Source organism: Mycolicibacterium sp. MU0053 (genome assembly GCF_963378095.1).
Lineage (GTDB): Bacteria > Actinomycetota > Actinomycetes > Mycobacteriales > Mycobacteriaceae > Mycobacterium > Mycobacterium burgundiense.
The window spans coordinates 2040821-2065990 of record NZ_OY726397.1; the positions used below are offsets into that span (position 1 = coordinate 2040821).

A 25170-nucleotide genomic window follows, 5' to 3' on the forward strand; every position below is an offset into this window, starting at 1 on the left:
AACGACGATGAGCAACGAACGGGCGGTGGCCGCCGCCATCATCCGGCTGATGCAGGGCGTCGTCTACCGCACCTCGGACGAGGACACCTGGCTGACGCTGGAACGCGCAGGCGCCGGTGTCCGAGATCACTTCGCCACCATCGGCGTCGACGTGGTGGTCGATGACGCCGAAGGTTACGCCTATCTGCGTTCCCAGCCCGCCGAGGAAGGCGAGGAGGCATTGCCGCGTCTGGTGCGCCGCCGCGCCCTGACCTACAACGTCAGCCTGCTGCTGGTCCTGCTGCGCAAGCGGCTGGTCGAGTTCGAGACCAGCGGTGGCGACGGCCGACTGGTCCTGAGCACCGACCAGATCGTTGAAATGCTGCGGCTCTTCCAGGCCGAATCCACCAACGACGCACGCGTGGTGGACCAAGCCGAGAGCACCATCAAGAAGGCCGCGGAGCTCGGCTTCCTGCGCCAGCTCCGCGGGCAGCGCGACCACTGGGAGGTGCGGCGCATCCTCAAGGCCTACGTCGACGCCCAGACCCTGTCCGACTTCGCAGCCAAACTGCGCGAGTACGCCGGCGCGCCGGACCGGGGAGCGGGAGCCGACGATGAATGAAACACTTTTCAGCACAACTGAACTTGGCGAAGTCCGGGGAGCCGGATACCGCCTGCAGTACGCCGAGGTCTACAACTGGGGCACCTTCGACGACCAGGTCTGGCGGTTTACTCCAGGTACCGATACCGCGCTGCTGACCGGGGACATCGGGTCGGGTAAGTCCACGATGGTCGATGCGCTCACCACGCTGCTGGTGCCGTCGCACAAGGCCGCCTACAACAAGGCCGCCGGCGCCGACGCCAAGGAACGCAGCCTGCGCTCCTACGTCGAAGGCCACTACAAGTCCGAACGAAACGAGGGCACCGGGAAGTCGCGGCCCAAGGGTCTGCGCGAAAACAAACGCACCTACTCGGTGATCCTCGGTGTCTTCCGTAATCACGGCCACGATGAGACGGTCACCTTGGCCCAGGTATTCCAGCAGCGGGAGAGCACCGGACAGCCCTACCGATTCTTCATCACGGCAACCAAGGAACTGGCGATTGCGACCGACTTCGCCGATTTTGGCTCGGATCTGCGCGAACTGCGCAAGCGGCTGCGATCGGCCGGGGCCGAGATCTTCGATGAGTTTCCCAAGTATGCGACCTCGTTGCGTCGGCTGCTGGGAATCCGATCAGAGCAGGCACTGGAGCTGTTCCATCAGACCGTCTCGATGAAATCCGTTGGGAATCTCAACGATTTCGTGCGTGATCACATGCTCGAGCCCAGCGACTCGACCGAACGCGTTCGCGACATCATCGGCCATTTCGACGATCTGACCAGGGCCCACGACGCCGTCAAACGAGCGCGCGAGCAACTCGAGGCACTCGAACCCATCGTGGCCACCGCGGCCAAGTACGACGCCGCGCTCGCTGAGCGCGACGCGCTGGAGCGCGAACGGTCGGCGGTCCGGCTCTTCATCGCCGAACTTCGCTCCGGGCTGCTTGCCGGTGAGATCGCGGCGCTCGAGGCCGAAGGCGCGGCGCTGTGGACACAGCAGGACACCGCCGAATCCGAACAGCGCAAGCTTAACCATGAACGCGAATCCCTGATTGAGGAGCGCGCCAGGGCGGGTGGGGACCGCATCGGCGAGCTGGAGCGGCTGGCCCACGAGGCCCGGTCCCAGGCCGAGGCACGGCGGCAAACCAGAACGCTGTTCGATGCCGCCGTCGTCGACGCTGGGCTGCAACACGTTTCCGATGCGGCGGCGTACACCGCGTTGTCGACCTTGGTTGCCGACGAGCGCCTCCGGTTGACCACCGAGAAAAGAGACCTCGACTCGGCCATCGTCGACGCGATCGGGCGCGAACGCGAGTGCCAACGCAAGTGCGACATCCTCACCGAGGAGATTGTCAGCCTGGAACACCGCACCAACAACCTGCCCCACGAGCAGGTCGCAGTGCGCGCGGAGCTGTGCGCGGCGCTCGGGCTGACGCCGGAGGACCTGCCCTACGCCGGCGAGCTGCTCGAAGTGTACGACGAGAACGCGCAGTGGCGCGGCGCGGCCGAACGCGTGCTGCGTGGGTTCGCGCTTTCGTTGCTGGTGCCGCAGCAGCACTACGACGCCGTCACCGGATGGGTGAACGGCCGCAGGCTCACCGTTGCGGGCCGCGGCGGCAAGACGACTGGCGCCAAGCTGGTCTACGAGCGGGTGCCCCAGCATCGGGTCCGGTTGCAGTCGACAGGGGAGGACGGGTTGCTGCTGGCCGACTGTATCGATGTCCGGGAGGGGCCGTTCTACGACTACCTCCGCAACGAGCTGACCAAGCGGGCCGACTTCCGTTGCGCGGCAACCCTCGACGAGTTCCGCAGTCAGCGCCGCGCCGTCACCCGCGAGGGTCAGGTGCGCTACGGTGACCGGCACGAAAAGGACGATCGGCACCGCGTCGACGATCCGCGCCGCTGGGTATTGGGCTGGGTCAACGAACGAAAAGTCGCCGCGCTGCGTACCGAGCTCGCCGAGCTGGAGTACGAACGCGAAGGAGCCGCTGCCACGGCGGCCAAGCTTGGCGAGCAACGCGAGGTACTGCAGCTGCGCTTGGATGCGTTCCTGCGTGTCGAGGGATTTCGGTCCTGGAACGACCTCGACGTCGACGAGGCCGAGTCTCGCCTCAAAGCCCATGACGCCGAGCGGATTCGGCTCCAGGCCGGCTCGTCCCGGTTGGAGGAGATCACCCGGGCGCTGGACCGCAACGCCGAGGAATTAGCCGCCGTAGCGACATTGATCAAGGACATCACCGGTCAGTTGGCAACCACCGCCAAGGCTGCTGAACAAGCGGTCCAGGAACGCCAGCGCAACAACGAGTTCGTCGCCGCGCAGCCGGACGAGCAACGCGAGACGGCCTGCGCGTCCTACCCGGCCCTTGACCAACGCCTGGGCGCGAGCCGGCCCCACCGCGCGGCGGACTGCGCCGAGACCGAGACGACGCTGTCGGCGGATTTGCATCGGCGCATCGAGCGACTGACCCGTGAGCTCGGCGGATACGGTCAGAGCCTGGGGCAATACATGCTCGAGGTGCTTCGTCGGTGGCCCGAGTTGCGGACAGACATGGATGCCGACGTCGAGGCCCGCGGCGACTTCCTGACGTTTCGGGACCGGGTGGCCAACGACGATCTGCCGCGGTTCGAAAGCGAGTTCAAGGATCAGCTCAACAAGAACGCCATCCAGGAGCTGGCTGGGTTCAACAACTGGCTTCACCGGCAGGCGTCGGCGATTGACGAGCGTGTCGATCGCATCAACGAGGCCCTTGGCGCGGTGCCCTACAACCCGGGCCGCTTCATCCGGTTGGAGAAGGAACCCACCACCAACCAGGATGTTGCGCAGTTCCGTTCCGACTTGCGCAACCTGACCAACGACACCCTTGCTGTCGACGGTGACCAATACTCCGAGCAACGGTTCCTGGACGTGAAGCGGATCATCGAGCGGTTCCGCGGCCGCGACGGTTACGCCGAATCGGATAAGAACTGGAGCCGTCGGGTCACCGATGTCCGCAACTGGTTCGTTTTTTCGGCCTCCGAGCGCGACCTCGACACCGATGTCGAGTGGGAGCACTACAGCGACTCCGATGGCAAGTCCGGCGGGCAGAAGGAAAAGCTTGCCTACACGATCCTGGCGGCGTCCCTGGCTTACCAATTCGGGCTCGAATGGGGTGTCGAGCAGTCCCGGGACTTCCGGTTCGCCGTCATCGACGAGGCATTCGGGCGGGGCTCCGATGTCTCGACGCGCTACGCGCTGGAGCTGTTCGCGACCCTCGGACTGCAACTGCTGATCATCACGCCGCTGCAGAAGGTGCACGTCATCGAGCCGTACGTGAAGGCGATCGGCATTGTCGACAACCCCACCGGCACGTATTCGCGGCTGCAGACGATGACGATCGAGGAGTACCGGAACCGGCGGGACGGAGCTCGTCCGTGAGCCCCGGATGGACCACGCCAGATGACATCGCGGCGAAGGTCAGACGCCGGTGGGACAACGGATCCTTGTTGCGGGCCCACGCCAACCGTGAACCCTTCGCTCCGATCGAGGTGCCGCTGCGTGGTCCCACACCGGCGCAGATCGGTGACAACGTCGGGGCCGCTCGCGACTGGGTGGCGGCGCTGGACGCCGGCCGTCGCGACGACGCCCGGTACGCACTGGAATGGAAATCGGTCGGCGGCAGGCAGATTGGCCGCAACCAGTTGCCTGTTCGCGCGGTGATTTCCTCGAGTGATCAGGCGTGGGCGCTGCTGGGCGTTATCACCGTGGTCCGACGCTTCGATGAGTTACTGGTGTCGGTGCAACAGCATCCGCGGCTACGGAACTGGATGATCGCCAATCCCCATCGCGCGCTTGCACTCGCGCCGGAGCTGACGCAGCTGATCGCCGCCTACCTGTGGCTCGACGGTCACCGAGGGTCACAGCGGTACCTGCGCGAGATCAGCGCACCCGGTGTGGACACCAAGTTCGTCGAGCGCCGCCGATCGGACTTGGCCGGCATGTTTGGGATTTCAGCGACGGCCTCCGGATTCCTCGCCGAACTGGGCCTGCGTTCCAAGCCCGCACTGGTTCGGCTGCGGCCCGCCCCGTCGCTGGGTTTGCCGGTCCAGCTCACCGAGCTGGCAGCGCGTCCTGAAGAACTCGCGCAGCTCGATCTGCACCCCCGCATCGCGGTGATCATCGAGAATGAGATCAGCTATCTGAGTGCCAAGGTCCCCGACGAAGGCGTGGTGATGTGGGGGAAGGGTTTCGAGGTCGACAGCGTGGGACGGCTGCCGTGGCTGGACGGTACCGACGTCGTCTACTGGGGAGACATCGACACCCACGGATTCGCCATTCTCGATCGGCTACGGGCGTGGCTGCCGGCGACGCGGTCGGTGTTGATGGACCGGGCCACCCTGCTGGCCCATCGCGACCGGTGGGTGAACGAAGATCGTCCGGCGACGTCCGCACTCACGCGACTGACACCTGACGAGCACGATCTCTACCGGGAATTGGTGGAGGACAGCCTCGGCGATCGCGTTCGACTTGAACAGGAGCGAATTGATTGGGTTTGGGCTGATCAACGGCTGCAAGGCAGCGTTCGGGAGAGGCCATGACGAGCCCAGCCCCCGGACAGTTGTGTGTATATTCGTGTGTATGGCTCGGTTGAACGTGTATGTGCCCGACGAGCTGGCAGAACGCGCCCGGAAGCGGGGGCTGAACGTGTCGGCCCTGACGCAAGCTGCGATCCGCGCCGAGTTGGACGACACCGCTACCGATGCGTGGCTGGAGTGCTTGGCCCCCAGGAGCTCCAAGGCGCGGCATGACGACGTCTTGGCGGCGATCGACGCCGCCCGCGACGAGCTCGGCGCGTGAGCGCAGCTCCCTCGTTGCCGCCGGAACAAGTGGTCATCGACGCGAGTGCCATGGTGGATCTCGTCGCTCGCACTGACCGGTTCTCGGCGGTGCGTGCGCGGCTGGCGCGCACCGTGATGCACGCACCGGCTCACTTCGACGCCGAAGTGCTTTCGGCGCTGGGACGTCTGCAGCGTGGCGATGTACTTACCGCCGCGGAAGTCGATGCAGCCCTGGATGAGCTCCAACACGCACCGGTGACACGGCACGATCTCCCGCCGCTGCTTGCCGGCGCGTGGGCGCGTAGCGACACCCTCCGACTGGCCGATGCCCTCTATGTGGAACTAGCTGAGGCAGTGGGACTGACGTTGCTGACGACGGACCGACGATTGGCCAGTGTTTCGGCATCGGCGGAGGTAATCGCCTGAGTCCGGTTTGGGCCGCCCATCGCCGGTACGGTGGAGACCCATGGATGTTTACACCCTGGCCTTCGAATGGACGGACACCAACCGGCACTGGTTGATCGAGGTCCCGATCCGGGTAACCGCCTACCTCGTCGTCATCCTGATCGCGCGCTATGTGCTGCACCGGATGATCGAGCGGGCCGTCGCCGGACGAAACCACAAGCCCCGCGGCGAGCGGCCGGCGTTGCTGCGCACCCAGCGCGTGCCGTCGGCGACCGGCGCCGCCCAGGCCGCCGCGCGCCGGCATCAACGCGCGCAGACCATCGGGTCGGTATTGAAGTCGACGGTGTCGATCGTGCTGTTGATCTGGCTGGTGCTGGCCGTCCTCAACGTGCTCGGGGTGAACATCGCACCGTTCATCGCCTCCGCCGGTGTGGTGGGCCTGGCCATCGGCTTCGGCGCGCAGAACCTGGTCCGCGACTTCGTCACCGGCGTGTTCATGCTGCTGGAGGACCAGTACGGGGTCGGCGACACCGTCGATCTCGGCGCGGCCACCGGCGAGGTGGAAAGCGTCGGGCTGCGCGTCACCACGGTGCGCGACATCGACGGCACCCTCTGGTACGTCCGCAACGGGGAGATCGCCCGCGTCGGCAACATGAGCCAGGACTATGCGGTGGCCAGAATCGAGCTGCCGGTCGCGTTGACCACCGACCTCGGCCGCGCCGAAGCCGTGGCGCTCGAAGCTGCGGAGCAGACCATCGAGGATCCCGCGGTGGCCGCCCAGGTGCTCGGCGAGCCGGAAATGCTTGGCATTCAGGAGCTCTCGCCGGATCAGGTCACGCTGCGGATGACGCTCAAGACGCGACCGAATGCGCAGTGGTCGGTGCAGCGACGGTTGCGCCGCGACATCCTGCGCGCGTATGAGAAGCACGGTATCGGCCCGTACCCGCAGGTGCCCGAGCCTGCGGGGGCCAACACGGATTAGCCGGTCACGTCCGCTGCCAGCTGCGCCAATTTGGTGTCCAGCACCGTCGCGGCTGCCAGCAACGCCGGATTGTCCTCGACCACCATCAGCGACGACGGCTGCACGTAAGTCAGCGCGCTGCCGTCGTCCTCGGCGGTAAGCAGCAGTTCCACCGGCGCGAACAGCCCGGCGGTCACGTCGTGGCGCAGCAGGGTGATCGCGATCAGCGGGTTGCCGATCACCACCCGCAGCACCTGCCGGTCGATGCCGGCCTTGCGGATCCAGCCGCCGTGATTGAACACCGCGAACAGCATGAATCCGCTTGGGCCAACATGGGATTGAATCTCACGCTCGTAGGAGTCCCAGTCGCCGAATCGGACCGCGATGTCGTCGATCGGCACCGGAGCCGAGCCGACCGCGTCATACAACGCCGCGACCAGCGCGTCGAAACCCTGTGTGCTGCCGTACCGCAACCGCAGTCCTTCAAACGGGATCTCGCGCCGCTCAGCCATGGTGCACCACATTCGCGGCGGGCGTGCGGTCGATGACCAGGCTGAGCAGCTCTGGGCGGCTGTAGTGGCCGCGCGCATCCATCTTTGCTTTGCGTTGGTCGATCAGCGCGAAGTCCAGGTCGGCGATCACCTCGCCCTCGCCGGAACGCACCGGCTCGCCGAGCAATTCGCCCTGCGGTGAGACGATCGTGGTGAACGAGCCCGCCGTCAGGGGCCCGATCGGCCCGCCGGTGTCGGCGCCGATCTGCGCGCGCTGATCGGCGTCGAGCCAGCCGGTGGCATTCACCACGAAGCTGCCCGATTCCAGCGCGTGATTGCGGATGCTGAGTTCGGTCTGCTCGGCGAACAGCGGCCCGCCGAACGAGCCGGGGAACATCGCCGAGTGGATCTGCTCGCCGTCGGCGATCAGCGCGTACCGGAACAGCGGATGGTAGTGCTCCCAACACGCCAGCTGCCCGATCCGCCCGACCGCGCTGTCTACGGCGCGCAGCCCGGAGGCGTCGCCCTGACCCCAGATGATCCGTTCGTGGTAGGTCGGGGTGAGCTTGCGCCGCCGCTGCAGCAGCGTGCCGTCGGCGTCGAACAGCAGTTGTGTGTTGAACAGGCTGCCGCCGTCGCGCTCGTTGACCCCGATCGATACCACCACGCCGGCCTCGCGGGCGGCGTCGGCCAGGGCGCGCGTCGCCGCCGACGGGATGGTCACCGCCTGCTCCATCAGGCGCAGTTGCTCGGCGGCCATCTCAGCCGGTCGCTGCAGGAAGGAAAAGTAGGGGTAGTAGGGAACGATGGTCTCCGGGAAGGTGGCGAATTGCACGCCGCGGCGGCCGAGTTCGGTGATCTTGGCGACCACTTTGTCCACAGTGCCGTCCCGGCTGTAGAGGACCGGACTGATCTGTACGGCTGCGGCTTTCACGGTGGTCATGAGCGGCGTCCCTTCACTCGGTGATGTGTTCAGCAGAGCGGCAAGGCCCCCCGACTTATTCCTAAGTATCGATCGCTGAACTCAGCTAAGGGGCGCGGCGTGCCGGCATCGATGCAGGTCGAGGGAGGCGGCACGGGCTCCGGGGCGAGAATTGGCCCATAAAAGTGGCCCTGAATTGACCATAAATCTAGGCCACTGCGGGCGTAGCGTCGATCGCATGACCACCACCACGAACCCCCGTCGCATCTTCTTCGCGGGCGCCTCCGGGGTCATCGGCAGCCGAGTGCTCCCGCTGCTGATCGGCGCCGGTCACACCGTCGGCGCGCTGACCCGCTCGCCCGGCAAGGCCGACCATTTGGCTGCCGTGGGTGCCAAACCGCTTGTCTGCGATGTCTTCGATCGCCCCGCGCTGACCGCGGCGGTGCACGCCTTCGACCCCGACGTGCTGCTGCACGAACTCACCGACCTGCCCGACGCGCTGGCGGACCTGCCGGCCGACTCGTTGTTGAATGCGCGGATCCGCCGAGAGGGCACCCGCAATCTGCTCGACGCGATCGAGGACCTGAGTCGGACGAAGGTGGTCGCGCAGAGTGTCGCCTGGACCATGGCGCCCGGCGCGGAGGCCGAGGCGGTCGCCGCGCTCGAAGCGGCGGTCCTGGGCGCCCACGGCGTGGTGCTGCGCTACGGCTTCCTGTACGGGACCGGCACCTACTTCGAGAACGAGTCGGCGCCGAGGCCGCGGGTGCACATCGACGCCGCCGCCGCCCAGACGGTGGCGGCTCTGGATGCCCCGTCGGGAATCCTGACGGTGGTCGATCCGGCGTGAAAGACGCTGCGCCGATGAACATCTCCGTGTTTTTGTCGGCGGCCGACCTCGACGAGCGCTACACCGGCCCAGCCCGCGAGTTCGCCGAGCTGCTGGGCAAGGCCGGCCATACCCTGGTCTGGGGCGGATCGGACACCGGGCTGATGAAGGTCGTCGCCGACGGCGTGCGGGAATCCGGCGGCCGGCTGGTGGGGGTCTCGGTCGCCCTGCTGCGGAGCCTGGCCCGCGCCGACGCCGACGAGATGGTGTTCGCCGAGGATCTCGCTGAGCGAAAGGCGTTGCTGCTGGCGCGATCCGATGCGGTGGTGATCATGGCCGGCGGGCTGGGGACCCTCGACGAGGCGACCGACATCCTGGAGTTGCGCAAGCACCGCATCCACGACAAGCCGGTGGTGCTGCTGAATACCGCCGGCTTCTACGACGGGTTGATGATCCAGCTGCGCCGGATGGACGACGAGGGGTTTCTTCCGGTGCCGCTGGACACGCTGGTCTACGTCGCCGACGAGGGCGCCGACGCACTGGCCTACCTGGAGAACCTTAGCTCTCCGCGGCCACCAGGCTCCGCAGCTTGATGTCGGGGTTGTCCCGCTGAAACCCTTGCAGCCGCCACGGCGTGGAGAACAACACCAGCATCACGCCGTCGGAGCGGGTCATGACCTCCGCGGACACCTGCCGGTTCATGAACTCGGCGTCCTCGGGTTCCACGATCCGCGCCACCTGATACGGCAGCGACTCCAGCGCGATCGGCGCGCTCATCTCGGTGGCCATCCGGTGCGCGGCCACCTCGAACTGCATCGGCCCGACCGCGGCGAACACCGGGGCCTGATCGCCGCGGCGATCCGAGCGCAGCACCTGCACCACGCCCTCCTGGTCGAGCTGCTCGATGCCGCGGCGGAACTGCTTGTGCTTGCTGGGATCGGTGCCGCGGGCCACAGCGAAGTGTTCGGGGGAGAAGCTCGGAATCGGCGGATACTGCACGGGCACATCGCGATACAGTGTGTCGCCCGGACGCAGCACCGCCGCGTTCGCCAGCCCGATCACGTCACCCGGCCACGCGGTGTCCAACGTGGAGCGCTGCTGACCGAACACCGATTGCGCGTACTTGGTGACGAACGGCTTGCCGGTGCTGGCGTGGGTGAGCACCTCGCCGCGCTCGAAGGTCCCCGAATACACCCGCGCATAGGCGATGCGGTCGCGGTGCGACGAATCCATCCCGGCCTGCACCTTGAACACGAACGCGCTGAACGGGGAGTCGGGGGCGCGGTGGCCGCCGTCGATCCCCTGGGCGGCACTGGGGGCCGGCGCGAGGCCGACGAGCACGTCGAGCAGCTGGTTCACGCCGAAGTTCAGCGCCGCGGAGGTGAACAGCACCGGGGTCGACTCGCCGCCGAGGTAGGTCTCGCGGTCGAAGTCGGAGCCGTCGGCGGACAGCAGCTCGGATTCCTCGACGGCGGTCTCCCAGTCGACGCCGGCGGTGGCGGCGGCGTCGGCCGCGGCGATGTGTTCCTCGGGGGCGGCGGTGGCACCGCCCGCGGTGCGGGTGAACCGAATGAAGTTGCCGGAGCGGCGATCCAGCACCCCCTTGAACTCGCCGGCGATGCCCACCGGCCAGGTCAAGGGGGTGGGGCGCAGCCCGATCCGGGAGTGGATCTCGTCCATCAACTCCAGGGCGTAGCGGCCGGGGCGGTCCCACTTGTTGATCACGGTGATGATCGGGATGCCGCGGTGCTTGCACACCTGGAACAGCTTCAAGGTCTGCGGCTCAAGGCCCTTGGCGGCATCGATGAGCATGACCGCGGAGTCGACGGCCGTGAGCACCCGGTAGGTGTCCTCGGAGAAGTCGGCGTGGCCGGGGGTGTCGAGCAGGTTGATGACGCAGTCGCGGTACGGGAACTGCAGCGCGGTCGAGGTGATCGAGATGCCGCGGGCCTTCTCCATCTCCATCCAGTCCGACACGGTGGCGCGCCGACCTGACTTGCCGTGGACCGCCCCGGCCTCGGTGATCGCCCGGGCGTGCAGGGCCAGCGCCTCGGTGAGCGTCGACTTGCCGGCGTCGGGGTGGCTGATGACCGCGAAGGTCCGGCGGCGCTGTGCTTGGGCGGAGATACGGGAGTCGGCGGCGGGGGCCGCCAAGGCATTGTCGGTCATTTCGTTGTCCATGGTATGGCGCGACCGGGCACATCGATAAATCGGCCGCCGGGCACCGGCACCGGCGGGGGGTTTGCCAACGGCGAGTTTTGTCAGACCAGAGGACTAAAATGGAGTTGCTAGCGCACTCCGAGGGGGGACTTTGGGGCTATTGATTCCGGACTGGCCGGTCTGTGGCAACTGCCGCGAGGTGGCGTACTTCCGATGGATGGGCGGCGCGCACGCCTGCGACGGACCCAACACCACGCAGGTCCTGACGGTGGGACTGGAGGAACAACCGCGCCGCCTGGGCTGCGGGACGAGCTATCGCGTCCGGACCGTCAAGAACATCGTCATCGAGGGTGCCGAACTGCGGCACCTGGTGCGCTACATGGAACGAATCCACGACGACGACGAGGTCGACGAAGTAACGGTGCGGATCTGCGCCGACGGCACCCTGCAGTTCTTCGCCGCCGGCTTCATCCTCAGCGCGGTCATCGGCGCCGACGATCCCGACGGGTGCGAGCCGTGGTGAGGTCGGCCGGTGTTGGATCGGCTCACCAGGGTCCGTACTCGGCGCTGTTGGCACGCCGTAGCGCGTTGACATAATCAGTTCGCTCGTGGGCGACCTCGTCGGTGCCGAACGGTACCGCGAGCAGGCCGCGAAACTCGTTTATCGAGGCAAATCCCTTGGCGATCATCCACTCCCGCAGCCCGTCCAGCAGGACGGTGGTGTAGGCGGGGCCGTGGCGCAGCAGTGCGGAGGCGGTCATCACCACATCTGCACCGGCCAGCAGGAACTTGATGACCTCCGTCGCGTCCTCGACGCCCGTCGTCGCCGCCAGCGATGCCGCAATCCGACCGCGGAGGACCGTGATCCAGGTCAGCGGCAGCCGGGCCTCGTCCGCCCGCGACAGCGCGGTCCCTGGCGCTACTGCCAGCGTCTCGATGTCGACGTCGGGCTGCAGGAATCGGTTGAACAGCACCAGGCCATCCGCGCCGCCCAGGTCGAGGCTGCGGGCCATGTCGGCAGTCGCGCTGAAGTACGGGTTGAGTTTCACGGCCACCGGCACAGTCACCGCAGCCTTGACCCCCGCCAGGATGTCCAGATGCCGCTGTTCGACGTCGCGGCCCGAGACGTGCGAATCACCCGGCAGCACATTGATGTTCAGTTCGATCGCGGCCGCCCCGCTATCCTGCATCGACCGCGCGTATCCGGCCCAACTGCCGGGCGCGGTGGCGTTGAGGCTGCCGATCACCGGCACCGGGACGGCCTCGGCCGCGCGTTCGAGCAGGCTCAGATACTGACTCGGCCCGCCATCCTGTTCATCCTGGCGCAGCTCTTCTTCGAACAGCGAATACAGCACCACCGCACCGACTCCGGCGTCGACCAGCTGCCGGACACCGTCGACGGTTCTCGACAGCGGCGACGCGGAGGCCACCACCGGAGTCGGTAACTCCAGACCCAGGTAGCGAGTTTTCAATTCCATCAGCGGTCCCTGCCAACGTCGGGGTGGATGCCGTGGGCGACGCTCGCCTTCCACCGGATCGGTCGCAGCCAGCCTACGGTGCGCATACGTTCGAATCGGGAGACGTACGGTGAGGGTCAAACTAGCGTCGTCAGAGACGAAGGGGTCTGCCATGTCCGTCTCGGCCGAGCACGCTGTTCTCGTGGGTGTCGACGGTTCGCCGTCATCGAACGCGGCGGTCGATTGGGCCGCCCGGACCGCCGCGTTGCGGGGCCTTCCATTGGTCGTGGTCCACGTGACACCGGAGCCCAGGGCCGCGCTGGGGGTGAGCGTGATCCGGTCTCCGGAGGTGTGGCAGTCGCTGGAGAAGGAGACCAAGCGGGTGCTGGCGGACAGTCGCGCGCTCGCCGAGCAGGTCACCGCCGAGTCCGGTGCGCTCCACATCGAGGTCGCCGCGATCTCCGACGCAGTGGTGCCGGCATTGGTGAACCTGTCCAAGGACGCCGAGCTGGTGGTGGTCGGCTGCCGCGGCCTCGGCCGGATACCGCGGCGGTTGTTGGGCTCGGTGAGCACCGGTCTTGCCCACCACTCCGAATGCCCGGTGGCGATCGTCCACGACGAGAAACGGGGATCGCCGGCGGACCTGGCGAGATTGCCGGTGGTGGTGGGTATCGACGGATCACCCGCCTCGGAGGCGGCCACAGCCGTCGCGTTCGACGAGGCGTCGCGGCGCGGCCTCGAACTGATCGCGCTGCATGCGTGGTCCGACAACCTGAGCATCGAAGTACCCGGCAAGGAGTGGGAGTCGTCGCACCCCAAGGCGGCCGAAGCGTTGGCCGAGCGGCTCGCGGGGTGGCAGGAGCGTTATCCGGATGTGTCGGTGCGCCGAGTGGTGGTCCCGGACCGGCCGGCCCGCCGCCTCATCAAGCATTCCCAGGACGCGCAACTGGTGGTGGTGGGCAGTCGCGGTCGCGGCGGCTTCAGCGGGCTGCTGCTGGGGTCGGTCAGCGCCGCCGTTGCCGAAGCCGCGCACTCTCCGGTGATCGTGGCGCGGCCGTCCTGACTGCCGCGGCTAGCGCCCCAAGCGTCCGAGCACCCGGCGCACCAGTCCGTCGTCGGAACCCGTCGGCGGCTGCCGCTCGACATAGGGCCAGGGCCGATTGCGTTCCGGCACCGACGCGGCGCGAACCTGCTTGAGCTGCATCCGCAGCTGTTGGCGCAGCTCGTGCAGATCAGGGTCGGGCCACCGGTTGTCGGCCTCGATGGGGTCGGCGGTCAGGTCGTAGAGCTCCCACTGGTCATCGAGCGGATCGCTGCGATAGACCTCGCCGCCGATGCCGTCGCCGGCCAGGTGACGCACGCCGGGCTCGGTCCAGGTGCTCGGATCGTCGAACGTGCGTACCAGCTTCCACAGATGCCCCGCACCACCGCGGGCCTCGGCGTCCTCGACGCGGACCACCAGGCCTTCGAAGTTGGCCGCGACGTGCGCGGGCACCTTGATGCGTAGCGGCGCAGGCGGTTTCACGGTGGTGCCCAGTGAGCGTGCCGCACCGGATGCCCCGGTGTCGCCCTCGAGCACATTGTCGCGGGTCATCAGATAGATCGGCCGACCCTCGTCGGCGGGTGCCCCGGCCACCACCGGCATCAGATCGCGGCCGGGCAGCGGATGCACCTCGCTGAACGACTCGGCAAGGTCCTCGGCTGTCGCCTCGACATCGATTCCGGCGGCCCCCAACAGCGTGGGAACCAGATCGACGTGCGACGTCGGCGCCTCGACCGTGCGCGGCGTCGTCGCCTCGGTACCGATCCGGGCAACCACGAACGGCACCCGGGTGGCCTCGTCGTAGAGGTTGAACCACTTCTGATGCAGGCCGCCGTGCGCGCCGAGCAGGTCGCCGTGATCGGATGTGCGTACCAGCACCGCATTTTCGGATCCGCCGTCGGTGACCGCGCGCCGCACCCGGTCCAGCGGCTCGTCGACCTCGGCGTGCAGCCGGTAGTACAGGTCGCGGTACTGCTGCGCCTTGCGTCGGTAGGTCCGGGCGACCGCCGCCGTCGGGCCATAACCGGAGAAGTACGTCTCGCGGTAGGCGATCTGGGCGGCCGGCTTGCTGCGCAGGTCCTCCTCGGCGGTCGGCGCCGCCGGGACCTGCGGCGGATCCAGCACGGGGGAGGGGGCCAGCGGCATGCGGCGCGCCCACGCCGGAAACAGCACGATGTCATGGGGATTGACGAAGCTGGCCACCAGCAGGAACGGCCGCAGCGCCGCTTCATCACCGGCCCGCCGCCGCGCGTAACGGTCGTTGAGCCAGGCGACCACGCGGTCGGCGAACAGCGGATCCCGCCGAAACCCGCTGTTGGACATCGCGGCACCGTGCGGCTCCGGACCCACCCAGCCGGAGAAGCCGAACGGCCCCAGTGGATCGGCATCCAGGTAGGCCCGCACCGCGGCCGGATCGACGACGCCGTCGTCGTCGTTGGTGGCCAGGATCTCGCCGGTCTCCGGATCCTCGAGGTCGGCGTGCGAGATGTGCCACTTGCCGTCGTAATGGGTGTCGTAGCCGGCGGCGCGGAACCAGTTGCCCAGCGTCGGCACCTCGCCGCGGCGCAGCCACCGCAACCGGGAATCGTCATAGCGCTTGCCCAGCCCGTCGGTCTGGGTGACACCGTGCAGATCCGGGTACTGACCGGTGAACAGCGTCGGGCGGCTCGGCACGCACGCCAGCGATCCGGTGTAGTGCCGGGCGAAGCGGACGCCGTGCTCGTCGAACCAGCGTCGCCCGCCCAGCGTCCGGTGCCGCCACGCGAGCACCTCTTTCGACTCATACGGCGGGATCGCCCGTTCCTCATCGGTCATGAGGATGACGATGTCCGGTCGATCAGTCATGGGTGTCCTCCACTCGACGAGCCAGACCCGCGAGCATGGCATCGGATTGTTTGGCCAGCACGCGGGCGATGACACCGTCTGTCAGCCTCGCCGGCGGGCCGGAACCCCGCACGTTGCTCGTGATCGTCACCTCGGTGCCGGGGCCGGCGGGCCGCAGCGACCACCGGTTGCTGAGCGCACCCATGCGGCGTGGCAGGCCGACGATGTCGTAGGCCAGGGCGGCGTGCGGATCGAACTCGATGATGCGTTCGACCAGCGTGTTGCGGCCCACCTGCACGCGTCGGGTGGTGCCCAGCACCTCGGGTTGCGCGTTCAAAATGCAGGAATGATCCGCGCCGTCGAGCCAACTGCTGATTGCTCCAAAGTCCGCCAGAACGTCCCAGATTGCCTGCGGCGGGGCGGATATCACCCGGCTACGGCTCGCATGTGCCACACCGCCATCCAACACGATCGGCGAGGAATTTGCGCCGGATCGGCGCGGTGTGGGCGAGGTTTTGCGGTGCTGCCCCCTAGTCCAGCGCGACGATCGTCATGATCGTCACGCTGCCGCTGGCTGCGTCGGTGAGGGCCAGTCGTCCACCGGACAGGGCCGAGATGTGTCCGGGGCCGGTGTGGATGGTTTCGATGACGTCCATCCCGTAGTAATACTCCTGGATTTCGATGATCGACACGGTGCCGGCCGCGCTGTCCGCGACGTAGGCGTAGCGCCCGTCCTCGCTGATCGCCAAGCCGCTCACGGTCCCGGTGAGTTCGACCGAGCTTTGTTCCTCGAACCCGTAGTAATTGACGTCGTATTTGATCAGGCGGGTGATGTCGCCTTCGGTGACCGTCACATAGACCGACTCGCCGCGGGTCGCGAGCTTGCCAACGACGCCGTCGCCGAACTCGACGGTCCCGACCACCTCAGCGGTGAGGTTCGATTGCGCGGCGTCGCCACTCATCGCTCGTGCGCCGAGGTTGAAGCCGACCATCAGCAAGGACATGGCATGCGGACTTGTCGCGGCCACAGTCGTGGTGTTTGTTACGACCGCAACCTCTTTGAAGGTGGTGTCTGTCCCGAACGCCTCCATGCCGGTGACCGTGAGCGGTTCTTGTCCGGCGCCGTACAGGCCCAGGGAGGAGCCGGAATTGATGACCAATCCTCCGCCTAGCGACAGCCCTCCGCCCACCACCGTCACGCTGATCGGCGTGTCCGGGAGAACGATCCCGGTGTCGCTGATCACGAGTCCCGAGTCGCCGATGGTCGCCGTTTTGATCGCGTGGTCCGAGTTGGCCAGGATCCACGCATCGGAGTCCCGGTCGAAGCCGACGACGTTGGTGTCCTGCTCCCACTCCAACGTCTCGGTGATGGTGCCCTGCTCGTCGGCGATCACGAGGACGTGCGGCGCGAGTATCACCACATTGTTCCCCGGCCAGTCGACGACGGTGTAGGTCGCGGTCTCTGAGGGCTCGGCGGGAGTCCCGATGTAGACGGTGCTGGATTCCACGATGAAGGCAGTCGGCACCTGGATGTTCACCTCGACCGGCAGCACGGTGGTGCGTGCACCATCGCTGGCGGTGAGGGTGAACGCTGCCGTCGTCACGGCTGGCGGGCGCGCCGGATCGGGGGAGAATGTCCACTGCCAGGTGTGGGTGTCGGTTTGCGTGACGTGGACGTTGCCCAAGCCCGCCGCCGGTTGCGTCCACGTCAGGTGCACGGGGTCGGCGCTGTCGTCGGTGACTCGGATGGTGCCGGTGACCACCCCCCAGCTGTTGGTCACGGTGGTGACCCGCTCGATGACCGGCGCGGCATTGGTCGCGGCGAGGTTCACCGCGACGTCGACGACGGCGCCGTGTCCGCGGCCCGGCTTGAGGAAACCGAGCAGGCCGTGGAAGTGGAAGCCCTTGTCGACGACGGAGATTCGGAAGGTGTCGGTGACCCCGGCCGCGACTGCGGCCGCCGTCGCGTGGTAGGTGAAGGTCCCGTCCGCGTTCAGCTGCACTGCTCCGTGGGTGGGCTGCTCAACCAACCGGTACTCCAGCGGGTCGCCGTCGGGGTCGTATCCGACCACCCGTCCGGTGATGACGCTGGAACTCGTCGTTGGGTCGAGCGTGACCGTGGCGGTGGGGGTGGAGTTGAAGAAGAAGCTGTTGACCCGGCGCAGCGCCACCCAGGCCAGTTCGAGCAGCTTGGTCACCGGCGCGACGGGCGCGCCGGGCACCGTGGCCCCCGGGGCCAGCCCCACCAACCCCAACAGACCCGTCACGATCCGTAGCGGCACCGCCAACAGCTCGACGATCGGGTGGAACGACGGCGTGCCGGTGAGCGTCACCGGATCCGTCTGCGATGACACCTGCACGGCCAGCAGCGGATTGCTAACCGCCTCAGGCGCAACGACATCCAGCGATATGGTGGTCCCCGTCGGCTCCGCTGTCGCGTCGCCGGGGTCGGAGCCGGTGTCGAGCCCCAGCGCCGCCTCGTCGCGGTGGGTGGCGCTTCGGGACCCGTCGACGGCGGGGTCCTCGGCGGGCGGGTCCTCGGGTGCCGAGCCGGTTTCGGGTTCGGGCGCCGCTGCGGGGAGCTCCTCCGACGGTGCCGGGGGCACCGCCGGGTCGACGGGTTCGACCGGTTCGAGGGCCTCGGTTACCTCGACGAGTTCGACCTCGGCAACGGTTTCCTCGGCCACCGGTGCGGTCACACCGACCGTCGCAGACAGATCGGCCTCGGACAGATCGGCCACGGAATCCACGGCGGCGGTGGGTTTGTCGGCGGCGACGCTGCTGAGGGAGTCCTCGGCGACCGCACGCTCCGTTGCCGCGTCCGAGAGCTTGCCGACAGTTTCACCGGTGCTTGATTCCGCGGCCTCGTCCGCCGAGCGCAGCGCCTCGCGGATCTTCAGGCGGCGCGGCGACAGCTCACGTCGCGGCGCGTCACCGGCGGCGGCGGACTCGGCGTCGCGGCCAGGGGAGCGGATCGTGCCGCGCCGGGTCGGCTGCACGCGCTGTTCGGAGTCCGACGGTGCCGCCGAATCGGTGTCGGAGGAACCGGCGGACACCGACGATCCCGCGGAGCCCGAATCGGAGGAGTCGGTGTCGGCATAGGCCACGCCCTGCCCGCTCGAGACCGCGATGCCCAACCCGACCGCCACCGTCAAGCCACCCAGCCGGGACGCGTTCTTCGAACCATCCATGAGCTCATCTCCAGGTGGAGTAGGGGGACACTCCGCAGTCCGGGGCGGTCGGGGCCTTGCGCCGGAATATGTCATATCCGTCAATTAAAAGTGATGCGTTTGCTGGAAAAGGTGGACACTTTTTCACCGGTGTTGAGCGAAGCGAATAGTTCAGGTAACTAACGACTTGGCCCGTGGCGCGGTGATGAAACGTTTCGCACAGGAACAATCGTCAGTACAGGGCCGTAACGGCGACGGCGTAGAAGATAGCTGAACCCGGAGTCCTGAACGGCTGCTGCTAGACGGTGGGCGGCGCAACAGTTTGCCGACTTAACCGTGCCGGCCGCTCGGCCGACTAGATAGGCGGCGGCGGAGGCGGCGGCGGCATCGGCGCCGGGGGTGGCGGCGGTGGTGCCGGAGCCGGCGGGGGCGGGGGCGGTGGCGGTGGTGCCAAGGTGATCGGCGGCAGCCCCGGGATGTTGATGATGTTCGGCGGCGGAACCGGGGCCGGCGCCTCGGGCGGCGGTGGCGGATCCGACGGCCGGTCGTAGCGGGGCTGATACACCGGCGCGGGCGCGACCCCGGTGCTGGTGTTGATCGTGATGATCGACCCCGGGATGGTCTTACCCTTCGGCGTCGTCCCGACCACGGTGCCGCGGGCGGCCGAACTATTGATCGGCGTGGGCTGATCGGCGACCCGGAAACCCGCGTCGATCAACCGCTTCCGTGCGGCATCGAGCTTCAACCCGGTCACCGACGGCACCTCGCTGCCGGGACCGCCGTCGACGTAGCGGGGATCGGTGGGTGGCAGTTGCAGTGGGCCGAGGTCCTCGGCGATCGGCTTCATCGCCGTGTACCAGGTGCGCGCGGGCTCGTTGCCGCCATACAGGCTGCCGCTGCTGCACTTTCGCAGCGGATATGAGCAGATCCCCGACGGGTTGGGGGTGTCGTCGAAAATGTAGGTCGCGGCGGCGTACTGGTTGGTGAAACCCAGGAAGCCCGACGACCGGTGCGACTCGGTGGTGCCGGTCTTGCCCGACATCGGCAGGGTCCACCCCACCGAACCCGCTGCGGCGGTGGCGGTACCAATGGTGTGGTCCTCGCTCAAAGCGACCGCCAACGTGTTTGCCAGGCCCTCGGGGACCGCCTGCTCGCACGCCGGGGTCTCCAGTGCCACCTCGCGGCCGTTGCGGTCGAAGATCTTGTCGATGGGCGTCGGGGGACACCACACCCCACCCGAGGCCAGCGTCGCCCCCACATTCGACAGTTCCAGGGCGTTGACCTCGACCGGGCCCAGCGTGAACGAGCCCAGGTTCTGCCGCTTGAGGTAGTCCGCGAGGCTCTCGTTGCTGTCGGGGTTGTAGGCGCGGGCGGTGCCGGGCTCGGCGTAGGACCGCAACCCCAGCCGCACGGCCATGTCCACGGCCGGTGAAACCCCCACCTGCGCAATCAACTTGGCGAAGGCGGTGTTCGGGGACTTGGCCAGCGCGTCGGTGAGGTTCATCGGGCTTTGGAAGCTCGCACCGCCGGCGTTGCGGACACACCAGGTCATCGGCGGGCAGCCCGGCGACTCGCTGCTGCCCAGCCCCTTGCCCTGAAAGTTCTGCGGCACATCGAGCGGCGCGTTGATCCCCATCCCCAGGTCCATGGCCGCCGCCGCGGTGAACACCTTGAAAATGGATCCGGCGCCGTCGCCGAGCAACGAGTACGGCTGCGGTTGCATGGTCTCGCCGGCCTTGAGATCCAGCCCGAAGGTGCGGTTGTCGGCCATGGCCAGCACCCGATGGGAATCCTTGCCGGGCTTGATCACGCTCATCACGCTCGCGACGCCCTTGAGGTTGGGCGAGGCCACCGCGTCGACGCCGCGCTTCACGCTGTCCTGCACCTTGGGGTCCAGCGTGGTGCGGATCAGATAGCCGTTGCGCGCCACATCCTCCTTGCGCAGTCCGGCCCGCGCCAGGTACTGCAGCGCATACTCGCAGAAGAACGCGCGGTCGCCGGCGGCGATGCAACCCTGCGGCAGCGGCCGCGGATTGGGCAGCACCCCCAGCGGTTGCTCCTTGGCGGCGCGCAACTCCGCGGCCCGCTGCGGCAGGTTCTCGATCAACGTGTCGAGCACGACGTTGCGCCGGGCCAACGCGCCGTCGGGGTTGGAGTAGGGATCCAGCGCACTCGTCGACTGCACCATCCCGGCCAGCAGCGCCGCCTGCTGCCAATTCAGATCCGCGGCGTTGACCCCGAAATAGGTGCGGGCGGCTTCCTGCACGCCGTAGGCGCCCTGACCGAACGACACCAGGTTCAGGTACCGCGTCAGGATCTCGGCCTTGGGCAGCACCCGGTTCAGCGCCATCGCCATGCGCATCTCGCGCAGCTTGCGTGCCGGGGTGACCTCCACCGCGGCGCGTCGCTCGGCGTCGGTCTGCGCGGCGACCAGCAGGTTGTAGTTCTTGACGTACTGCTGCTCGATGGTCGAGCCGCCGCGGGTGTCGTCGTCGGCGCGCAGGTAACCGATCAACCCCGTCAGCGTGCCCGGCACGTCGACGCCATTGTGGTCGGCGAAACGCCGGTCCTCGATCGAGACGATCGCCAACTTCATGGTGTCGGCGATCCGCGCCGTCGGCACCGGCCAGCGGCGCTGGGCATACAGCCAGGCGATCGGTTTGCCGGTGACGTCGACCATGGTCGTGATCACCGGCACCTCGCCGGCGGCCATCTGGGTGGAGTCCGTGCGCACCGAGTCCGAGACCCGCATGGCGACCAGCCCGGCGCCACCGGCGAGCGGAAACACCAACGCGGTCACCAGCACCGCCGCCAGCACACAGTGCAGCGCCAATCTGGCGATGATCGCTCGCCTCGCTGACGGCTGGTCGGACATGGCGCTCAGCCTAGTCTCGCCGGGGATGGCCCGACCCACGCGAACGGCCAAGGTGCGGCGCCGAAGCGGTACCGCGTGCCACCCTGGGTTCATGCCGGGCAAGCGTTCGACCACGCGCCGGCCGCTGCGCGCCGATCTGGTCCTTTCCGGGGGCGGGGTCAAGGGCATCGCTCTGGTGGGGGCGGCGGTCGGGTTGAAGGACGCCGGCTACGCGATCCAGCGGGTGTCGGGCACCTCGGCGGGGTCGCTGGTGGGCGCCATCCTGGCCGCCGCGTCGCAGGGCGATCAACTGAGCAGCGCCCAGTTGCGTGACCTTGCGCTGAGCGTGCCGTACCGGAAGTTCCGCGACGCCGGTCCCATCGAACGGCTCCCGGTCCTCGGCCCGGCGTGGGGACTGGCGCGCGGCACCGGCGCCTACCGCGGCGACTTCGCGCACGACTGGGTGCGTGGTGAGCTGACGAACCTCGGCGTGCAGACCTTCGGCGACCTCGCCGTCGACGACCACGAGTTGCTCCCGGAGCGTCGTTACCGATTGGTGGTCACCGTCGCCGACCTGACGACCGGGCAACTGGTGCGGCTGCCGTGGGACTACCGGCGGGTCTACGGGCTGGACCCCGATGAACAGTCGGTGGCCGACGCGGTCCGGGCCTCGATGGCCATCCCGTTCTTCTACCGTCCGGTGACGCTGACCAGTGCTGCCGGCCAAGAGTCCACGCTGGTCGACGGCGGCGTGCTGTCGAACTTCCCGATCGACTCCTTCGACCGCCCCGACGGTGCGGCCCCGCGGTGGCCCACCTTCGGCGTCGCGGTGGTTCCGTATCTGCCCGCCCCGCGGATCGACGAGCTCATCCCCGGACTGCGGCTGCCGCTGGGCTGCACCGGACCGACCATGCTGGAAAGCCTGATCACCACCATGCTGGTCGGCCACGACCAGGCCCACCTGTCCTTGCCGTGGGTCAGGGTGCGGGCGATCCAGGTCGATTCCACCGACGTCGGCGTGTTGGATTTCGGCATCTCACCCGCTGAGACGAGAGTCTTGTACGACAAGGGGTACGCGGCCGTGACGCAGTTCCTGTCCACCTGGGACTGGCCGGCATATCTGCGGCGCTTCCGGCAGGCCCACGATGTAGACGCCGCGCGTTAGCGGCTCCGAAGTGCGGTCGGCAACAATGAGTGCGGTCGGGCCACCGCGCCTGCCAACACATGAGGAGGTGTTTGCACAGTGAGCAGCGCCGCATCGGGTCGCCCGCCGGGTAGACACACCGTGCTGGCGGACATCGACAGCAGCGCGTATCACTCCCTGCGGCAGCGGCCGGTCACCCGCGCCGAGCGGTACGCACTCGGCAAGAGCCTGCGCGACCGGGTGCATCGCGGCGAGCTGGCCGGCTGGGATCCGCCGCCCGACCGGCCGGACCCGATCCGCCTCATCGAGATCAACCACCATGGCCGCCAACCACATCTGATTCCGGTTCGGGTGGGGCGAATGGCCCACTCGCCGTACGGCTTTCTGCGCGGCAGCGCCGTGGTCATGGCCGAGGACGTGGCGCGGCTGCCCTCGACCGGCATCACGCCGGTGGTCTGCGGCGACTCGCACCTGGGCAACTTCGGGTTCTTCGCGTCCCCCGAACGCGATCTGGTGATCGACCTGAACGACTTCGACGAGGCCCATCCCGGTGGCTGGGAATGGGACCTGCGCCGCCTGGTGGCCAGCATCTGGGTGGCGGGGCGGCAGAACGGTGCCTCCGAGCAAGAATGCGGCGAAGCGGTCCGCTCCTGCGTCACCTCCTACCGGCTGGAGTTGCGCCGCCTGGCCGACGAGCCGCTGTTCTCCCGCTCCTTCACCCGCCTCGACGTCGACCGACTCGCCGGCGAGACCGCCCAACCGTTGGCCGATGAGGTGCGCCGCTCGGCGCGCCGGGCCCGCAACCGCACCAGTGACCGCGCCCTGCCCCGGTTCACCCAGGAGGTCGACGGCGTCCGTCGCATCGTCGAGGAGCCACCGCTGATCACCCGGGTGCCCGACCGGGAGGCCGAAGCGGTGGCCGTGGCGCTCGACGAGTACCTGTTGACGTTGTCCACGCACTGGCGTCGCGTGCTGGGCGGCTACACCCTGCTCGACGTCGCGCACAAGGTGGTCGGGGTGGGCAGCGTCGGGCTGCGTGCCTACGTGGCGTTGCTGGAGGGGTCGTCGCCGGAGGACGTGGTGTTCCTCCAGCTCAAGCAGGCCCGCCGCTCGGTGCTGGCGCGGTACGTGCACGGCGAGTCGGCCTGGCACGCCCATCAGGGCCAACGCGTCGTCGAATACCAGCAGGCGCTGCAAACCGTCAGCGACCCGCTGCTGGGCTGGACGACCGTGGACGGGTTGCAGTACTACGTGCGGCAGTTCCGCAACATGAAGGGCAGCATCGCGCTGGACGCGATGGATCCCCGGGCGCTCATCGACTACGCCGGCGTCGTCGGGCAGCTACTCGCCAAGGGGCACGCCCGCACCAGCGGCGCGTCGATGATCGCCGGTTACATGGGTCGCTCGGAGAAGGTGGACGACGCGTTGTGCGAATTCGCGCGCCGCTACGCCGACCAGACCGAGGCCGACCACGCGGCGCTGTTGGCCGCCGTCGACTCCGGTCGACTACCGATCGAGCGCGGGGTATAGCGCCGTCGGGTCAGCGTCGACCGACCTTGTCCAACAGCAGGTCGGCCATGCTGCGCGCACCCGAGACCGGGTGAAACGCCCGCGCCGCGTTGGTCAACGCCGTCTGGGCCTCGGCGCTGAGCTCGATTTCGGCTGCGGCGACGTTGAATTCGAGTTGTTCGACGCTGGACGCGCCCGGGATGGCGACCACATTCGGCAGGCTCAGCAGCCAGGCCAGCGCCACCTGCGCCGGCTTGGCGTCCACGTCGGCGGCGACCTGACGCAACACGTCGAGCAGCGGTTCGACGCGGCTGAGGTTCTCGGTGCCGAACAGCGGGTTGATCGCCCGCACCCCGCCGGGCCGATTGTGCAGACCGTACTTGCCGCCGAGCAGGCCCTGCGCCAGCGGACTGTAGGCGATCACCATCCGGTTCTCCCGTTCGGCGAACGGCACCAGGTCGTCCAGCGGCTGGGGGTTGGCCAGCGAGAAGTGCACCTGATTGCTGATCACCGGCCGGCCCAGCGCGGCGTCGGCCTTGCGCCACCGCTGCAGCGAGTAGGTCGACACCCCGGCCGCCCCGATCTCGCCGCGGTCCAACAACTCCCGCAGGCCGGGCATGATCACCGAATCCGGCACCACCGGATTGGGTTTGTGAATCTGATAGAGCGGAATCGTCGTCAGCTGTAACCGGCGGGCGCTGGCGCGGGCGCGCTGTTTGACCACGGCCGGGAACGGCGCGACGGGAAACACCTTGCTGGCGACCACGACTTCGGCGCGCTCGTCGCCGAGCGCCTCGCCCAGGATCCGTTCACTCTTGCCCATGCCGTAGACCTCGGCGGTGTCGAACAGCGTCACGCCGAGGGCGCGGGCCCGGCTGACGATCTCGCGGGCCGCCCCGGCGGCGTAGCTGTCGCCGTAGCCCCACTCGCGGGAACCGAACTGCCAGGTCCCGAGCCCGATCCGGCTGACCGGGCCCAGGCCGTCCACGTCAAGGTATTTCATCTGTCCCACC

Annotated in this window: 21 protein-coding genes; 12 read left to right on the forward strand and 9 right to left on the reverse strand. The window is 68.1% G+C overall.

Going from position 1 to position 25170, the window contains the following annotated elements; translation table 11 throughout:
* The first annotated feature begins 7 nt into the window (after positions 1–7).
* The 6 genes from RCP80_RS09530 to RCP80_RS09555 are packed head-to-tail and all read left to right on the forward strand — an operon-like array spanning position 8 to position 6779.
* Positions 8–601 (forward strand): DUF4194 domain-containing protein, encoded by a 594-nt coding sequence (locus RCP80_RS09530; RefSeq protein ID WP_308482094.1) that lies wholly within the window; start codon positions 8–10, stop codon positions 599–601.
* The gene (locus tag RCP80_RS09535; protein ID WP_308482095.1) at positions 594–3992 is read left to right on the forward strand and encodes an ATP-binding protein; all 3399 of its coding nucleotides are present in this window, start codon (positions 594–596) and stop codon (positions 3990–3992) included. The genes RCP80_RS09530 and RCP80_RS09535 overlap by 8 nt, the downstream gene beginning before the upstream one ends.
* A complete protein-coding gene (locus RCP80_RS09540) occupies positions 3989–5152 on the forward strand; it encodes a Wadjet anti-phage system protein JetD domain-containing protein (RefSeq protein WP_308482096.1) in 1164 nt (387 codons plus the stop codon). The genes RCP80_RS09535 and RCP80_RS09540 overlap by 4 nt, the downstream gene beginning before the upstream one ends.
* A gap of 40 nt (positions 5153–5192) precedes the next feature.
* Complete coding sequence (locus tag RCP80_RS09545; protein WP_308482097.1) at positions 5193–5411, forward strand: type II toxin-antitoxin system CcdA family antitoxin; 219 nt, start codon at positions 5193–5195, stop codon at positions 5409–5411.
* A complete protein-coding gene (locus RCP80_RS09550) occupies positions 5408–5818 on the forward strand; it encodes a type II toxin-antitoxin system VapC family toxin (protein WP_308482098.1) in 411 nt (136 codons plus the stop codon). Before RCP80_RS09545 ends, RCP80_RS09550 begins: the two co-directional genes overlap by 4 nt.
* Before the next feature lie 40 nt (positions 5819–5858).
* Positions 5859–6779, forward strand: coding sequence for a mechanosensitive ion channel family protein (locus RCP80_RS09555; RefSeq protein ID WP_308482099.1), 921 nt, complete (start codon positions 5859–5861; stop codon positions 6777–6779).
* On the opposite strand, the gene RCP80_RS09560 is transcribed toward RCP80_RS09555, so the two are convergent.
* Both RCP80_RS09560 and RCP80_RS09565 read right to left on the reverse strand, forming a co-directional pair.
* Entirely contained in the window at positions 6776–7270 is a 495-nt protein-coding gene (locus tag RCP80_RS09560; protein WP_308482100.1) for a DUF302 domain-containing protein, read from the reverse strand. The two genes, RCP80_RS09555 and RCP80_RS09560, sit on opposite strands and share 4 nt — an antisense overlap.
* Entirely contained in the window at positions 7263–8192 is a 930-nt protein-coding gene (locus tag RCP80_RS09565; RefSeq protein ID WP_308482101.1) for a nitrilase-related carbon-nitrogen hydrolase, read from the reverse strand. Before RCP80_RS09565 ends, RCP80_RS09560 begins: the two co-directional genes overlap by 8 nt.
* A 217-nt stretch (positions 8193–8409) precedes the next feature.
* On the opposite strand from RCP80_RS09565, the gene RCP80_RS09570 reads away from it, so the two are divergent.
* Positions 8410–9018, forward strand: coding sequence for an NAD-dependent epimerase/dehydratase family protein (locus RCP80_RS09570; RefSeq protein WP_308482102.1), 609 nt, complete (start codon positions 8410–8412; stop codon positions 9016–9018).
* A gap of 14 nt (positions 9019–9032) precedes the next feature.
* A complete protein-coding gene (locus tag RCP80_RS09575; RefSeq protein WP_308482103.1) occupies positions 9033–9590 on the forward strand; it encodes an LOG family protein in 558 nt (185 codons plus the stop codon).
* Here RCP80_RS09575 and RCP80_RS09580 read toward each other — a convergent pair.
* The gene (locus tag RCP80_RS09580) at positions 9556–11166 is read right to left on the reverse strand and encodes a peptide chain release factor 3 (RefSeq protein WP_308482104.1); all 1611 of its coding nucleotides are present in this window, start codon (positions 11164–11166) and stop codon (positions 9556–9558) included. The two genes, RCP80_RS09575 and RCP80_RS09580, sit on opposite strands and share 35 nt — an antisense overlap.
* Before the next feature lie 142 nt (positions 11167–11308).
* Here RCP80_RS09580 and RCP80_RS09585 point away from each other — a divergent pair, with 142 nt between their 5' ends.
* Positions 11309–11680 (forward strand): hypothetical protein, encoded by a 372-nt coding sequence (locus tag RCP80_RS09585; RefSeq protein ID WP_308482105.1) that lies wholly within the window; start codon positions 11309–11311, stop codon positions 11678–11680.
* A gap of 22 nt (positions 11681–11702) precedes the next feature.
* On the opposite strand, the gene RCP80_RS09590 is transcribed toward RCP80_RS09585, so the two are convergent.
* Entirely contained in the window at positions 11703–12635 is a 933-nt protein-coding gene (locus tag RCP80_RS09590) for a dihydroorotate dehydrogenase-like protein (protein WP_308482106.1), read from the reverse strand.
* Positions 12636–12786: 151 nt separating this feature from the next.
* On the opposite strand from RCP80_RS09590, the gene RCP80_RS09595 reads away from it, so the two are divergent.
* Positions 12787–13677: a universal stress protein gene (locus RCP80_RS09595; protein WP_308482107.1), complete on the forward strand. Its 891-nt coding sequence runs from the start codon at positions 12787–12789 to the stop codon at positions 13675–13677.
* Between the two features lie 9 nt (positions 13678–13686).
* Here the strand turns inward: RCP80_RS09595 and RCP80_RS09600 are convergent, their stop codons facing one another.
* The 4 genes from RCP80_RS09600 to ponA2 all read right to left on the reverse strand — a co-directional run bounded on the left by RCP80_RS09600 (position 13687) and on the right by ponA2 (position 21525).
* Entirely contained in the window at positions 13687–15501 is a 1815-nt protein-coding gene (locus RCP80_RS09600) for a sulfatase-like hydrolase/transferase (RefSeq protein WP_308482108.1), read from the reverse strand.
* Positions 15494–15952, reverse strand: coding sequence for an SRPBCC family protein (locus RCP80_RS09605; RefSeq protein WP_308482771.1), 459 nt, complete (start codon positions 15950–15952; stop codon positions 15494–15496). Before RCP80_RS09605 ends, RCP80_RS09600 begins: the two co-directional genes overlap by 8 nt.
* Before the next feature lie 58 nt (positions 15953–16010).
* Positions 16011–18671, reverse strand: a complete 2661-nt coding sequence (locus RCP80_RS09610; protein ID WP_308482109.1) for an Ig-like domain-containing protein — start codon at positions 18669–18671, stop codon at positions 16011–16013.
* A gap of 334 nt (positions 18672–19005) precedes the next feature.
* A complete protein-coding gene (gene ponA2, locus RCP80_RS09615; RefSeq protein ID WP_308482110.1) occupies positions 19006–21525 on the reverse strand; it encodes a transglycosylase/D,D-transpeptidase PonA2 in 2520 nt (839 codons plus the stop codon).
* Positions 21526–21616: 91 nt separating this feature from the next.
* On the opposite strand from ponA2, the gene RCP80_RS09620 reads away from it, so the two are divergent.
* Positions 21617–22669, forward strand: coding sequence for a patatin-like phospholipase family protein (locus RCP80_RS09620; protein ID WP_308482111.1), 1053 nt, complete (start codon positions 21617–21619; stop codon positions 22667–22669).
* Between the two features lie 78 nt (positions 22670–22747).
* Complete coding sequence (locus RCP80_RS09625; protein ID WP_373693479.1) at positions 22748–24178, forward strand: DUF2252 domain-containing protein; 1431 nt, start codon at positions 22748–22750, stop codon at positions 24176–24178.
* A gap of 10 nt (positions 24179–24188) precedes the next feature.
* Here the strand turns inward: RCP80_RS09625 and RCP80_RS09630 are convergent, their stop codons facing one another.
* Positions 24189–25160, reverse strand: coding sequence for an aldo/keto reductase (locus tag RCP80_RS09630; protein ID WP_308482112.1), 972 nt, complete (start codon positions 25158–25160; stop codon positions 24189–24191).
* Positions 25161–25170 lie beyond the last annotated feature (10 nt).